Origin of the sequence: Mesorhizobium hawassense (assembly GCF_003289945.1) — a bacterium.
GTDB classification, from domain to species: Bacteria; Pseudomonadota; Alphaproteobacteria; order Rhizobiales; family Rhizobiaceae; genus Mesorhizobium; species Mesorhizobium hawassense.
The window spans coordinates 295853-309870 of sequence record NZ_QMBP01000004.1 but is presented as its reverse complement, the minus strand read 5'-3'; the positions used below and the strand labels follow the sequence as shown (position 1 = coordinate 309870).

Annotated in this window: 10 protein-coding genes; 4 read left to right on the top strand and 6 right to left on the bottom strand. The window is 63.4% G+C overall.

The window, feature by feature from the left end; all coding sequences use genetic code 11:
- A complete protein-coding gene (locus DPM33_RS11580; protein WP_112097553.1) occupies positions 1 to 2862 on the bottom strand; it encodes a trifunctional glycosyltransferase/class I SAM-dependent methyltransferase/polysaccharide deacetylase in 2862 nt (953 codons plus the stop codon).
- Between the two features lie 356 nt (positions 2863 to 3218).
- Between DPM33_RS11580 and DPM33_RS11575 the strand changes: the two genes are divergently transcribed.
- Both DPM33_RS11575 and DPM33_RS11570 read left to right on the top strand, forming a co-directional pair.
- On the top strand, positions 3219 to 6518 hold the full coding sequence (locus DPM33_RS11575; RefSeq protein WP_112097552.1) for an adenylate/guanylate cyclase domain-containing protein: 3300 nt from the start codon (positions 3219 to 3221) through the stop codon (positions 6516 to 6518).
- Positions 6519 to 6537: 19 nt separating this feature from the next.
- Positions 6538 to 7218 carry a peroxiredoxin-like family protein gene (locus tag DPM33_RS11570; protein ID WP_112097551.1) on the top strand — a complete coding sequence of 227 codons (681 nt, stop codon included), beginning with the start codon at positions 6538 to 6540 and terminating at the stop codon, positions 7216 to 7218.
- A gap of 32 nt (positions 7219 to 7250) precedes the next feature.
- On the opposite strand, the gene DPM33_RS11565 is transcribed toward DPM33_RS11570, so the two are convergent.
- Positions 7251 to 8291 carry an EscU/YscU/HrcU family type III secretion system export apparatus switch protein gene (locus DPM33_RS11565; protein WP_112097550.1) on the bottom strand — a complete coding sequence of 347 codons (1041 nt, stop codon included), beginning with the start codon at positions 8289 to 8291 and terminating at the stop codon, positions 7251 to 7253.
- Positions 8292 to 8403: 112 nt separating this feature from the next.
- Between DPM33_RS11565 and DPM33_RS11560 the strand changes: the two genes are divergently transcribed.
- The gene (locus DPM33_RS11560; protein ID WP_112097549.1) at positions 8404 to 8748 is read left to right on the top strand and encodes a tetratricopeptide repeat protein; all 345 of its coding nucleotides are present in this window, start codon (positions 8404 to 8406) and stop codon (positions 8746 to 8748) included.
- Here the strand turns inward: DPM33_RS11560 and sctV are convergent.
- The 4 genes from sctV to DPM33_RS11535 all read right to left on the bottom strand — a co-directional run bounded on the left by sctV (position 8715) and on the right by DPM33_RS11535 (position 12938).
- Entirely contained in the window at positions 8715 to 10877 is a 2163-nt protein-coding gene (gene sctV, locus DPM33_RS11555) for a type III secretion system export apparatus subunit SctV (RefSeq protein ID WP_112097548.1), read from the bottom strand. The genes DPM33_RS11560 and sctV overlap by 34 nt on opposite strands.
- Before the next feature lie 325 nt (positions 10878 to 11202).
- Entirely contained in the window at positions 11203 to 11643 is a 441-nt protein-coding gene (locus DPM33_RS11545) for a hypothetical protein (RefSeq protein ID WP_245442085.1), read from the bottom strand.
- On the bottom strand, positions 11640 to 12641 hold the full coding sequence (locus tag DPM33_RS11540) for a SctD/MshK family protein (RefSeq protein ID WP_112097546.1): 1002 nt from the start codon (positions 12639 to 12641) through the stop codon (positions 11640 to 11642). The genes DPM33_RS11545 and DPM33_RS11540 overlap by 4 nt, the downstream gene beginning before the upstream one ends.
- 114 nt (positions 12642 to 12755) lie before the next feature.
- On the bottom strand, positions 12756 to 12938 hold the full coding sequence (locus DPM33_RS11535; protein ID WP_142875995.1) for a hypothetical protein: 183 nt from the start codon (positions 12936 to 12938) through the stop codon (positions 12756 to 12758).
- A gap of 223 nt (positions 12939 to 13161) precedes the next feature.
- On the opposite strand from DPM33_RS11535, the gene DPM33_RS11530 reads away from it, so the two are divergent.
- Positions 13162 to 14010, top strand: coding sequence for a MurR/RpiR family transcriptional regulator (locus DPM33_RS11530; RefSeq protein ID WP_245442084.1), 849 nt, complete (start codon positions 13162 to 13164; stop codon positions 14008 to 14010).
- Positions 14011 to 14018 lie beyond the last annotated feature (8 nt).

Genomic DNA, 14018 nt, shown 5'->3' with positions numbered 1-14018 from the left:
TCATTCCAGCACCGCCTCGATGATGCCGACAAAGTTATCGAGCGAGCGATCCCCGCGGATCTCGATGCGCGGAAGATCGATGGGATTGCAATCGAGGTTCGCCGGACCGTGTCTGCCGCCGAAGCCGATCCGATAGCCGCACTCCTTGGCCAGCCGGCCAAGCCGTCGGTCGGTGACGGAGAAGGGTGCCGCGAACGCCGTGGTTGGCCGGCCGGTCCACCGTTCGATGAACATGCGGGAACGCAGGAGCTCGGCGGCCAAGTCGGAACTCGACAGGCCATCGATCGCGCGATGCGTCGCCAGATGGCTCCCGAAGAACGCGCCTTCGCCGGCGAGGCGGCGCACCGTCGCGGCGTCCATAAGCGGCGTCGGCGGCCCGCTGACGGCGTCCCATTGTGCACTTTCACCCACCAGGTCCGTCACCAGAAACACTTCCGCGGTCAGGTCGTTTGCGCGCAGGATCGGCCACGCATGGTCGGCAAAGTTCTGGAAACCGTCGTCAAACGTGATGAGCACCGGGCGGCCAATGAAGGGTTGACGGTTGGCGATGAACGATTCCAGCTGCTCGGACGAAATCGCGTGAAAGCCGTTGGCGCGCAGCCATGCCATCTGGCTGCCGAATGCGGCGGGCGTGCACCGAAACCGGGCCAGCGCGGACGGACCATCGTCGGCGACGCTGTGATACATGAGGACCGGGATATGCTGTCGCCGCTCGCTACGTGCGACGTCGCGGCGCAAGGCCCGCGCTCCGCCCCAGACGATTTTTCGCGCGACGCCGATTTCGACGGGCGCGCGGATGGGCACATGATCAACCATCGGTTCCGTCGCCACATCGCCTGGCGACAGGCGTCGGAAGCGGTCTATGCGATAGAGCTCGGTCTCAATCGATTGCTCGAGGACGAGGCCTTCGGTCGCTGCCAGCGTCTCTGAGATCGCTTGTGCGCCGAATGTGTTCCAGTCGAAGCCCGTCCTTTCAAGATTGTCACGCAGGACGAATGCGTGCGCGCTGATGAAACTGCCGCCAGGCGCCAACGCCTCGACGAGTTTTTTGGCAACGCGCCGCAACTCGGCGAGATCGTCCAGGTAGTAGAGCACTTCCGAACAGACGATGAGGTCCATCTTGCCCGGCAGCGCGTCGGCGGAGAAATCCAGTACGCCGAACTCGACATTGGGCAAATCGCCGCATCGTGCACGCGCTCGCCCGATGGCTACGGCGGAGATGTCAGTCGCGGTCAAACGGCCCACTCGCGGCGCCAACTGCCGCGTGAAGTGGCCCTCCGCGCAGGCCAGTTCAAGCGCCCGGCCGATGGGACCGGCAGGCAGAATTTCGAGCTGCCGCTGATATTTTTCCTGCTCGTAGGGCGAAGTATAGTTCCAGGGATCCTCGGTCGCGAAATGGTGATTCCAGAACGACGTGCGATCCTTGTCGTTCCCATCCGCAGGCCGTGCACGGCGCGGCGCTGCAAGGGGTCCTGGAGCTTCGGCGCTCGACCGGACCAGCGCCCGCGCTTCGGCCGCCAATCGCGCTAGCTTGCCGAAGTGGCTGTCCCGATCAGGCCGGCGCACAAGCTGCTCAGCGGGCACGGAATTCGGGGTTAATTCAATCCAGTGACGCCTCGTCACTGTCCCGAGCGCGCCGAACTGCAGGCGCGCCTCGATCTGGCCGTCCATCATCAGATGGGCGTAGATTTGATCGATTCCTTCCGGAAGTTCGACCGAGGTCGGATTTCGAGCGTCGACGCGAATTCCCAATGTCAGCGCCAGCCTGCGCGGCGCGGCAAGGTCGTCGACGTCGAGAAGCATTTGCTCAAGATAATACTGAACTCGGCGACCCGTAGCCGGATCGCCCCAGAGCTTGCCGAGTTCGACGATCAACCCGGTGATGGCGCCACCGAACCCGTCCCACCTGGCGGCCAGTTGCGCTGGCGCCGACAGGCTTCCGACCATAAGCCCATCGAAGATCACCTTGGCGGCCTCACGCGCCCACTTACGTCCTGCCGGCAGCGCATAGAGGGGCTGCAAGTCGATCGGGCGCGAGCCGCTGCCGCAATCCGACGCGGCGTTCCACAGAGCGAACCACGCGAGCGCTTCGGAAGCAGTGCCGCCGTTCGCCTCGATCGCTCCATTGGCGTGAGCCGGTGCGGGGCGTTTGACCCTGGGATCAGGAGAAAAGCCGCGGGCGATCACGATTTCCGCATCTGCCATCACCTGCGCCGAAGTGCGCGACAGCGAGTTGGGGCTGATCCGATAGAAAGCGAGCGGCTCGTCGACCATCACCCAATTTCCGCCTAGACGTGCGAGACGCTGCCACAGATCCCAGTCCTCGCAGGTGCGCAGCGACACATCGAAACCGCCCAACCCGACGATTGTCTCCCGGTCGACCAGCAGCGCGTGCGTGCGAATGGAACACCGGCGGGCGAATGTTTCGAACGGCTGGACCGCAACCTCCGTCGAGATGCTCGACGGGGTAAGTCCGCCATCGGGCATCACACGCCGGGCACCGCAATAGGCGGCCACCGCATCGGGAGCGGTTTTCAGCGCAGCCAGCATTTTCGCAAGGAAGCTGGCATCCACCCAGTCGTCCGCGTCCAGAAACATGAGCCACTGGCCGCGCGCCGTCGAAATCCCACCATTGCGCGCGCCGGCGGCGCTAAACGCGGAAGAGCTCAGCGTCCGAAAGCGGGCATCGCGCTCCACATAACCGGCGATGATCGCGGGGGTGCGGTCCGTGGAGGCGTCGTCGACGATGACCGCCTCCCAATCCGCTATTTCCTGATCGAGCAGGCAATCGAGCGCGAACGCCAGCGTTTCCTCGGCGTTGTGCGCGGGGACCACGATTGAAACCAAGGGAATATAAGTCACGCCGTCTTACCCGCTTCGCCCGGCACTGAGCGCCGATACCGCAGCGCATGAGGTGGCATTGTCCTGGATCATCAAGCTTTCGTTTTCTTCGGCAAGAGTCGGGGGATGTCAACGAATGACGGCATCGGATGGCAGCAATGCTCATGTCAAGATCGGGGCGAATTGGAGGCAGGCACAAAGGAGTGGCTTGAAACCTGGGAGCTAGATCCGAGGTCGATACGCCGGGGCTTGCGAGTTGCGTTCTCAAGGCTCATTTGCGCAGCCGCTTGCCGGTCGACAGCTATCGGTTCATCCTAGTGAACACCGTGACGTGCGCAGCGGAATCACGCCGTAACGGCCCAAGTGAGGTCTGTTCCATGGACTGCTCGGGGTGCGGGTACGAGGTCGAGAGCGGCTACGCCTTCTGTCCGAAGTGCGGCAGGCGCCAGCCGGTGCCATGCGCGAGTTGCGGCTATCTCTGCGCGCCCGATTTCGGGTTCTGTCCGAAATGTGGGGCAAGCATGGGTGGATCCGCAAAAGTCGTGGAAGCGCCTGCCCCGCCACCAAGCCGGACCATTGCGCCGCCCTCTCGACCTCCGTCGCTGCTTGCGAACATCGCAGGCGAAGAAAGGCGGCATCCGGCATCCGATGCCGATCGGCGGACGGTAACGGTCCTGTTCGCCGATCTTTGCGGCTTCACGACACTCAGCGAACAGCTCGACCCCGAGGTGATGCAGACGCTGCAGAACGAGCTGTTCCAGGAATTGACGGCGGCCGTGCAGAAATTTGATGGCTTCGTCGACAAATTCATGGGCGATGCACTGCTTGCCCTGTTCGGTGCGCCCGTCGCGCACGAAGACGATCCCGAACGAGCGCTTCGCGCCGCTCTCGATATGATCGCCCGGACGGCGCGGCTCGCCGAAAGGGCGCCCCGCTCCGGCTCGCCGCTGATGCTCCACATCGGCATCAACACCGGTCCGGTCGTCACCGGCGGATTGGGCATTGGCACCGCCAAATCCTATTCGGTGACCGGCGACACGGTGAACACGGCGCAACGGCTGCAATCGATGGCCGCACCGGGTGAGGTGCTGGTCGGCGAGCTCACCCACAGGCTGACCCGGCATGCCTTCGCTTACGAGTCGCTGGGCGATGTCGGTCTTCGTGGCAAGGCCGGCAGCGTGCTCGTCCATCGTCTGGGCGTACCGCTCGCGGCGCCTCGCGCGGCGCGCGGACTCGAGGCGCTCGGCCTCGGCGCTCCGCTGATAGGTCGTGGCGCGGAGCTCCACAGAATGCTGGCGTGCCTCGATCAGGCGTGCGGCGGCTCGGCCCAGCTCGTGCGCCTCGTCGGAGAAGCGGGTATCGGCAAATCGCGGCTGGTGAAGGAGTTCGTCGCCCGCGTCGGCGACGAGGATCGTTTTCGCAACGTCGCCGTGCGGCAGGCCACGTGCTCACCGCTGGGCGAACAATCATTTGGCACCTTGGGCGCAGTGGTGCGTAGCGCCGCCGGGATGATGCAAAACGACAGTGGAGAGGAAATGCGGGGGAAGCTCGCAGCCCTGCTTACCGATCTTGGCCTACAGGGTGAGGAGGCGAAGCGGCTGTTGCCCTTGCTCTACCATGTGCTTGGCCTTGGCGACCCCGATGCCACCTTGCAGCATGTCGAGCCCGAGCAACTGCGGCGGCAAATTCTCTACGCCGTCCGCACGATCATCGAACGGCGGCTTGCGTTGTCGCCGCTGTTGATTGTCCTCGAAGACCTGCACTGGGCCGACGCCGTGTCGCTCGAGGCACTGCGTTTCGTGATGGACAGGTTGGAACGCACGCGGCTGATGGTGCTGGTCACGCATCGTCCGGGGCCGGATAACGGCCAGCTCGATTCAAGTCGGGTCAGTCACACAGCGCTCAGGCTTTCACCGCTCAACAGTGATGACGGACGCAGCCTGCTGGCGGCGCTTTTCGGCGAGGGCTGGGTAAACTCCGCAGGAGGGCTTCTCGACCAGATACTCGATCGCGCGGGCGGCAACCCACTTTTTGTAGAGGAGATCGTTCGCGGCCTTATCGATCGCGGGGTACTGACGCGCGAGGGCCAGCGATGGCGGACTGTGGCAGGCGAAGTCGAAACCGGCATTCCCGCCACCATCCAGGCCATGCTGCTTGCTCGGGTCGACCGGTTGCCCCAAGAGGTGCGCCGGTTGGCCCAGGAGGCCGCGGTAATCGGCCCGCGCTTTGACGCCACACTTCTGAAAACCGTGACAGCCGATCCCGGCCGGCTGGAAGCCGGCTGCGAACTGCTTTGCGATGCGGAGATCATCGAGGAAGTTGCTGGATCAGGCTCGGTCTCATCGCAGAGCTACCGCTTTACGCAAACATTGCTGCAGGACGTGATCTACCAGAATCTGCTCCTGCAACGCCGAACCGACATCCACGGGCGGGTCGGCGCTGCCTTGGAACAACTGTTCGGCGACAAGCCGGAACGGCTCGAGGATTTGACCGTGCTCGGTCATCATTTCGCGCAGAGTGCCGAGCGGGAGAGGGGCGCGCATTACCTGCAGGCTGCAGGCGATCGCGCTCGCATGATCTACGCCAACGACGACGCCCTTCGTTTCTACGAGCGAGCACTGACGGCGTTGGGTGCGATCGGGCAAACACCGCTCAAACTGGCAATTGCAGAACGCATTGCCGATCTGAGCGGCGCGGCTGGCCGCCGCGAGATCGCGCACCACCACTACGAGACGGTGTTGCAGGCATACCGCGAGTCAACCGATCGTGTCGCTTCGGCGCGCGTTTTGCGTAAGATCGGTCGACTGCTCTGGGACGTCGGCAAGCGCGACAAGGCGGAAGCCCGCTATGCTGAAGCGGCAGCGCTCCTCGACGGCGCCGACGCCCCGGTCGAGAAGGCCCATCTTTGGCAGGAACGTGGGCGGCAGGCGTTCCGAAGCGGAGATCACGCGCTTGCCGCGAAATGGGCAGACGCGGCGCTGGATTGCGTCGGCACTCTGACAACGGAGCATGTCTCGGAGATGGGGCGTGATGCCACGCTTGCGACCGCTGAAGCGCTCAACACCAAGGCTGTCGCGCTGGCCCGGCTCGGGCGAAACCATGAAGCCGTGCGTCAGGTCGAGCGCAGCATCGAATTGGCCGAAGCCGCCGGGCTGCTGGGCGCGGCCTGCCGGGGCTACACCAATCTCGGCGTGCTGTACACGACCATCGACCCGGCGCGGGCGATGGAGGTCTGCCGCCGCGGTCTCGAAGTGGCGCGCCGTATCGGTGATCTGGGCTTCCAGGCCCGCCTTCTCGTCAATCTGGCGGTCGCTTGCTGTACTTTCACAGACCGCTGTCCCACGGAGGGCGTGCCTGCCGCCGAGAAAGCGATCGAGATCGACCGGGCACTCGACCAGCGAGAGCACCTGCCCGTGCCGTTGATCGTGCTTGGGCAGATCCACCAATGCAACGGCCGTCCGGATCTGGCGGCTGGATTGTTCCACGAGGCACTGGACGTGGCGCGCGACACGGGTGAACCGCAACTTTTGTTTCCGTGCTATGATGGCCTGGCAACGCTTAATCTCGACCTCGACAATCTGGCCGAGGCCGAACGCTACTTTTCCCTGGCGCAGGGTATATGCGCTCAGCACGGGCTCGACCCGGAAACGCTTGTGGTGCTGCCTTTTCTCGACTAGCCGGGGTGGGAGGTTGGAAATGTCCGCGCGTATTGACTTGATGCCGCTTCAGCCGGGCGACCGCGCGCCGAACGTGGTGCTCGACGCCATCACCCAGGAAGGCAAGATCGCGCTTGATGACTTTCGCGGACAAAAACCGGTGCTGATCGGCTTGTTTCGGGGCCTGCACTGCGCGTTCTGCCGGCGCCATATCGCCGCCCAGGCGCGACTAGATCCGGAGCTGCGCGAAAAGGGCGTGGGGAGCCTGACGGTGGTCAACACACCGATCGAGCGGGCGCGTCTCTATTTCCGCTACCACCCGATGCCGAATCTGCTTGCGGCCTCCGACCCTGAACGCGCTTCACATCGTGCTTTTGGCCTGCCCAATCTCGAATTCACCGAAACCGAGACGGTCTGGCCGTACAAGGTCTCGATGGCGGCGGCCATGGAAATGCGGGTCGAGATGCCAGGCGAATTGCCCGGTCCCATGAACCCTATGGCGGCCGGCGAAATCCTCGACAAGAAGGACCACTACGAACTGACCGAAGCCGACGAGCGGATGATTGCGACGGGACACGGACAACTGGTCGGTCAGTTCCTGCTGGACAGGCAGGGAATCGTCCGCTGGAGCTTCACGGAGGTTCCGGAGGGTGGGCGATACATGTTTGGGGCGCCAAACCCGCAGGAACTGATGTCAGCCGTGTCCCAAGTCGCCCAATAGGCTTGCGAACGGGGCAGGGACACTGAACGCCCTCAAGTGAGGCCATGCCGGACGAGATGGCGAACGACCGGCGCAAACATCTGCTGGCCGATATATGATCCGGTGTTCGCATTCTCGAAGAGCGCTTCGGCGAGGGCGCTATCCTCGACCAACGGAATACCGGCCTGGCGCGCTTGAGCCACTATCTCGTTGGCAACGCGCCCCTGACCCTTGCCGACGACCGTTGGCACCGGCGTTTCGCCCCTGATGTAACGCAACGCCACGGCCCGGTCACCGGATACGAAGACGATGACCGCATTTTTCACGCCCAGCTTCGCTGGCCGTATCACCGCCTCGCGCCGCTGCCGCTGCTGTTCATGGCGGATCAAGGGATCGCCTTCGAGATCCTTGTGTTCGCGCTTGTACTCGGTCGTCGTCATGCGCATGTCGCGAAGAAACAGCCAGCGTTGAATGGGGACATCGATCACGCCGATGACGACGAAAGCCAGGCTGGCGGCGATTCCCAGAGGCGTCAGGACTGCCTTGATCACCGACCCCAGGCATGACGGACCGCAACCCGGCGCATCGAAAAGCGGCTGCAGCCATGTGATCAGGATGACGACGAAGAGGCATGCCAGCATCACCAGCTTGATCACGCCTTTGGCAAACTCGATGACGTTGCGGAGCGAAAGGATCTTCTGCAGGCCCTTGGCCGGGTTTATGTGATCGAACTGCGGCTTGAGCGGCTCGAACGAGAGGACCGGCCCGAACGTCCCCAGCATGCCGAAGACCGCGGTGAAAACGACAACGATGGCGACCAGCGGCAGCATGGCAAGCATCAGCAGCGAGAAGAAATGCCGGATGGCGAGCAGGCTGACATCGCCAAACGAACCGCCAGGCACGGTCACGGTCTGCACGAGTTCCGAAAGGTGCCTGAAGAGCATCGGCCAGGAGAAGTAAAGATACGCGAGCACTGCGAAGAATGTGAAGCCCGAGATAAGGTCGCGGCTCTGGGGAACCTGGCCTTTGCGACGCGCGTCGCGCAGCTTCTTGTCGGATGCCGGAAGTTTCTTTTCCTCAGCTTCTTCGGCCATGTTGCAATCTTACCGCACTGTTGTGGTTCCAGTCGGCCCATGGGCTGTGTAAGATGGCGCCGGGCTTGAATACGGAGAGGTGGATATGCGGTTGCATGTCGTATTCTTGCCTATGGCTATCGCGCTGGCGCTGTCCGCTTGCCAGACGGCCAAAACCGGCTCGATCGACGCGAAGACCCAAGCCCCGTCCTCGCAGTCGGATCGACTGATCAAGCTTGCCGACGATATCGATGCGCGCGGGGAAAGTGATACCGCGATTGCGCTCTACCAGCGCGCGGCAACGATGCCGGACGCCAAGGCGGTCGTGTTCGTCAAGGCAGGCGATGCCTATATGCGGGCCGGATATCCGGCCGATGCCGCCAAGGCCTATCAGGCCGCCCTCGCAAAAGCTCCCAATGACGGGAGGGCGATGCTCGGCCTTGGTCATGAAGCTGCTTCCTGCGCGGCTTTCGCCTGAGCCGACGGCAGCGCCTGGGCGCGCGCGCCGGATCTTCCGCCACGGCCGGTGATCGTCGCCAGCGGCTGGACGTTGAATTCCTGCGCAAGTTCCTGGAAGGACAGGACCGGAAGCTCGATGGCATTGTGCGCGAGCAGGCTGCGCATGTGACGGCGCACATCCATCGCGGCAAGCACGACCGGCGAGGCGTCGGTGGAGTTGTGCGACAGGGCTCGCTCGACCTCGCTTACCAAGGCCTGCGCATCGTCGTCCGAGAGGTTCAGGAATGTGCCTGACGATGTGCTTTGCACTGCGTTTCGCAGAATATCCTCGGCTGACCGTTGCAGCACGTAGGCCGCGATGATGTTGTTGCGGCCGGCGGAACGGAAGCTGATCTGGCGCTTCAGGGATGTGCGGACATACTCCGTCAACAGGACCACGTCCTGTTCGCGTTGACCCCATTCGATCAGTGCTTCGAGGATCAGGCGCAGGTTGCGGATCGGCACGTTTTCGCCGACAAGCCGGCGAAGCACTTCCGCGATCTTCTGCAGCGGCACGATCTCCTGCGCCTGCCGCACAAGATCCGCATAATCCGGCTCCATGTCCGACAGAAGCCTGCGCGTCTCCTGGATCCCGACGAAATGTCCCGCGTAAAGCCGAAGTGCGTTTCCGGTCCATCTGGCCGCCGTTTCGGCGGGTGTGGAGAAAACGAAACCGGCCTCTTTGAGCGTCGACCTGCTGCTGTCATCGACCCACACGAATTTGCGCTGGCCGGCGATCGACGCAGCTTTTTGGTAAGTCACCTCGAGCAGATCGAGATGCGTTGGGTCGGCTTCGACGAGAATACGGCCGGCGGGAATCTCGGCGTCCAGGATGGGGGCGCCTTCCAGATCGATGCGGATGCTTCGCGGCGAGAGCATCTCGTCGGACTGCATGCCGATGGCCGGAACGTCGATGCCGAGATCGCCGAAGAGTTCGCGGCGAACGCCATCGGCGAGCACGGCAAATTCGGGCTCCGGGATGGTCTCCGCGAGTTCAGCTCCAAAGCGTACGACGACGCGGTAGGAAGCAGGCAGCGTTCCGGTGGGGATTGCCGAAAGCGAAGCGGAACCACTGGGCTGTTCCGGCACCGTGATCTGGCCGATGTCCTGGGGTTCGGAGTCCTGAGCGCTGCGGCGATTGATTGCATAGGCGCCCGCGCCGAAGCAGGCGCCAAGGACCAGGAACACGATGGAGGGAAAGCCTGGCACCATGGCGAGGCCAACCATGATCACCGCCGCGAGGGCAAGAGCACGCGAGTCCCGCAAAAGCTGGCTGGTGATCTGCCGGCCAAGGTCGCCGGTCCCATCCGCGCTGCCGACGCGCGTCACCATGGTGCCGGCGGCTATGGCGACGAGCAGTGCCGGTATCTGCGCCACCAGCCCGTCACCCACGGTGAGCAGGGAGTAGGTCGCGGCCGCATCGCCCAGCGACATGTCGTGCTGCAGCGTGCCGACGGCGAAACCGCCGACAAGGTTCACCAGGATGATGACGATCCCGGCGATGACGTCGCCCTTGACGAATTTCATGGCGCCGTCCATCGCGCCGAACAGCTGGCTCTCGCGCTCCAGCTGCTGGCGCAGACGGCGCGCCTCGGCTTGATCGATATCGCCGTTGCGCAGCTCGGCATCGATGCTCATCTGCTTGCCCGGCAGCGCATCGAGCGTGAAGCGCGCGGCCACCTCGGCGACGCGTTCCGCGCCCCGCGCGACCACGATGAACTGCGCGACGGTGATGATCAGGAAGATGACCAGGCCGACCGCGATGCTGCCTCCCACGACGAAGGTACCGAACGCGGTAATGATCTCGCCGGCGTCGGCCTGCAGCAGGATCAGTCGCGTGGTCGTGATCGTGATCGCCAGCCGGAACAAGGTGGCGATGAGGATAACCGACGGCAGCGACGAAAACTGCAGCGGATGAGAAACGTAGAACGACGCCAGCAGGATGAGCACGCTGATGGCGATGTTGGCGGTGATCAGAAAGTCGACGAGAAACGTCGGCAATGGGATGAGCATCATCACCACGGCGACGAGCATCAGGACGGCGATGACCAGGTCGCTGCGGCGTGACAGCCCGGCAAGGAATTGCAGAATTCGCTCCGACGCGGTCATCAGGCGGCCCGATGCGACAGGAAGCTGAGCAACGCGCTGTGCGCCTCGGTTTTGCGCCCGGCCACGAGCAGGGCGCGAGACTTCAGCAATGCAAGCACCGGGTGATCCATTCCTTCTAGGGTTTCCAGCCTGGCAATCGTCGCAAGCGCCTTCTCGGCCTCGCCATCCAGTATGAGCAGATGCGCCAGCGTCCGGAGAACGCCGGCATTTCCCGGCGAGAGCTGCGCAGCAATAAGCAGGTACGCCGCGCCCCGCTTGGCCTGACCGTGGCAGCCGTAGAGGTAGCCCAGGACATGAAGCAGATGGACGGTGTCATGCGGGTCGGTCAGATTTCGATTCCTTCCTGCATGCGGCCAAGCAGGTCGCGATGACGTTCGATTTCATCCTCGATCAGCGTTCTGGCCAGCGTCTTGAGTTGCTCGCCGCCCTCAAGGTCTGGCACCAGGTTCGCGATGAAATGCTGTAGAATGGGCACCGAACGGCGCAGGATGGCCGGCTCCGGAATGGCGGGCATGACGAAGTTGCTGAGGATTTCATCCAGCGATTCGCCGGCCGCATCTCGAGAAGCCTGGAATTCCGCCGTTTCAGGCCTCTCCGCGGCGGTCGCCGATTTCGTCCCCTGAGCACCCTTCGCGGTTTTGTCGGCACCGTTCATCCGTCGCCGGCTGATCGTTTGACCGCGCACGCCTTCGGCCTGACGCACGTCGCGGCCGGCAGTCTCCATCCTCGCCGAATCGAGGCGCGGCCCTTCAAGCCGGCGGTTCACGGGTATTTCAGCGCGACCGTGGCGCCGCCCTTGGTCAGCAGAAGTTCCGTCTCGCCGATATGCTTGATGGTCCAGCCGTCATCGGTGAATGCGCCTTCGTGATAGCGTGCGCCGTCGGCCGCGATGACGTAGGGCCGGTCGCCATACCAGATCGCCTGCAGCGTCAGGCGCGGTGCCTGCTGTGCGTTGCCGGTCATGACGTTGGATACGAGGGGAACATGAGCGCCGAAAGTCTGGTCGAACCAGGATTGCGTCTCCGTCCAGACGCCGCTCTCGTCATCCGGGATCACGCCCGAAACCACGAGGCGCCCGGGCGATCGCTGGACGGTCACGCTGCTTATGCCGGACTGATCGAGACGCTGTTTGAGCTGGCTCTCCGCATCGGCGACGGTTTGAATTTGCGCCGGCGATGAATCGTCCAGCACTTCCTGCCCACGCTCGCCGGCGAAAGCCATTCTGACCGGTTGATCGTCTCGAGAAGATGCCTGTGGGCCAATGTCGGACTTGCCGAGCGAGAACCCGTTGGCAGCGACGGAAACGGCGAAAACGGCAAAGAGAACGCTGCCGGCAACCAGCATGGAGCGGTTGCCGATCGTCCACCGGCTCGATGGGCGTTCCGGATTGACGAGCCGGATGCGGGCATCGCCGATACCGATGACGAACGGCAACCTGCAGCGGCTGCCCTGTCCTTGATGAATGATTTCGCCTGTGGCGAGCGCGACATCGCCGCCGACGGCTTCGATTTCAAACTGGTGGCCCTTGCGCCGCAGTCTGGCGTGGATCGGAGCGATGCCGGCATCCCTCAGCACGATGTCCGATTCGGTGCTGGAGCCGATCGTATACAGGGCTTCAACCAGACGGAGTTCGGCGCCGGCATGAAAACCCTGCGTCACGCTGAGCGCGACAGACTGTGCGGATGACGGCGACGGGGCGATAATCGATCGCAGCCGGCGCGCCGGCGCGGCGACCAGATATCTGCCGATAGGACTAGCGGTCATGCCACTTCATCTCCCGCCGATGATGATTTCAAATGCAGCCGGACAATGGACTTCCGCCATGCAAGTGCGCCGCCGGTTGCTGTCGGCGGCGCATAGGCTCGAGCATCCTTCGCGTCAGGCCTTCTCGGCCGATTCGCCGAGCGTCTTGGCGGTGCTCATCAGCATGTCATGCTGGGATTTCGCGATATCTTTCGTGATCTCCAGGTTAAACATGCGTTCCTGTTGCTTGATCATCTTGTCCAGGTTTTGCTCCGGTGACCCTGCAGAACCGGACGTAATGGGAGGGGTGGCAGCCATCATTGTCTCCTTGAGGGGCTGTTCAAGTTGCAAGCCCGGGCTCATGCATGCGGTCCAGGACCTTGCCGTAGCAATTTAGGGCAGGATGGTCGAAAATGAAAGTCCACTTGGAATATTCTAGTGAGTTTTGTTCCAACTGTTGCATTGCGGGCGTTCACGGAGTAGCCTGAGCGACGGGGTGAATGGGGTGATGGGAATGGAAAAAGGTCCTTTGGCGGAGCTGTTGGCCGAACGGTTTGAGACTATGCCGCCGCAACTGCGGATCGCGGCGCGTTTTGTGCTGGATCATCCCAAGGACGTGGCGCTGATGTCGATGCGCGAGCAGGCCCAGCAGGCCGGCGTTTCGCACAGCACGATGATGCGGCTGGCGCGATGGCTCGGCCTCGAAGGCTATGAGGACATGCGCGGTCTTTATGCGCGCGCGCTACGTGAGACGACCGCTGGCGGGTCCGCTCGACAGGGCACCGAACGGGACGGCGATTCGGGATTCTCGACGGCCGGCATCGTCGCCGACGCTCTCGCCGCTCAGATCTCGAGTCTCGGCGAATACGGCAACGCCATGCAATTCATCGCGGCCGCCGAACTCGTCGCGGGATCGCGCAATCTTTTCGGCCTCGGCTTACGCTCGGCTTATCCGGTTGCGAGCCATTTCGTCGACATCATGTCGTTCGCGGCTGGCGGCGACCGCAAGGTTATGCTTGTCGGCGAGATGGCCGGACAAGGTCTTGAGGCCCTCCAGCATGCGGGACGTGGCGACGTGCTGCTTGCCGTCGGCATGTCGCCTTACGAGCGCACGACGATAGAGGTGGCGCGCCAGTCGGCCCGGCAGGGCGTCGGCGTGGTGGCAATCACCGACAGCAGCGTGTCGCCGCTGACCCGGGTCGCGCGGGAAGCGATCATCGTCACCTCGAATTCGCAATCGTTCTTCCGAAGCATGGCGCCGGCATTCGCCGCCGTCGAAATCCTGGCGGCGCTGACGGCGGCGCGGTTGGGAACGAATGCCGCGGAACGCGTGAAACAGTCGGAAGAACAGCTTGCTGCTTTCGGCATCTATTGGAAGCCCCCTCGATAACAGCGGAA

What these genes read in the sequence shown, in the direction of transcription:
- DPM33_RS11535 (WP_142875995.1), bottom strand. Translation starts at nt 12,938, where the DNA reads ATGGCTGCCACCCCTCCCATTACGTCCGGTTCTGCAGGGTCACCGGAG.
- DPM33_RS11565 (WP_112097550.1), bottom strand. Translation starts at nt 8,291, where the DNA reads ATGGCCGAAGAAGCTGAGGAAAAGAAACTTCCGGCATCCGACAAGAAG.
- DPM33_RS11575 (WP_112097552.1), top strand. Translation starts at nt 3,219, where the DNA reads ATGGACTGCTCGGGGTGCGGGTACGAGGTCGAGAGCGGCTACGCCTTC.
- DPM33_RS11560 (WP_112097549.1), top strand. Translation starts at nt 8,404, where the DNA reads ATGGCTATCGCGCTGGCGCTGTCCGCTTGCCAGACGGCCAAAACCGGC.
- sctV (WP_112097548.1), bottom strand. Translation starts at nt 10,877, where the DNA reads ATGACCGCGTCGGAGCGAATTCTGCAATTCCTTGCCGGGCTGTCACGC.
- DPM33_RS11540 (WP_112097546.1), bottom strand. Translation starts at nt 12,641, where the DNA reads ATGACCGCTAGTCCTATCGGCAGATATCTGGTCGCCGCGCCGGCGCGC.
- DPM33_RS11570 (WP_112097551.1), top strand. Translation starts at nt 6,538, where the DNA reads ATGTCCGCGCGTATTGACTTGATGCCGCTTCAGCCGGGCGACCGCGCG.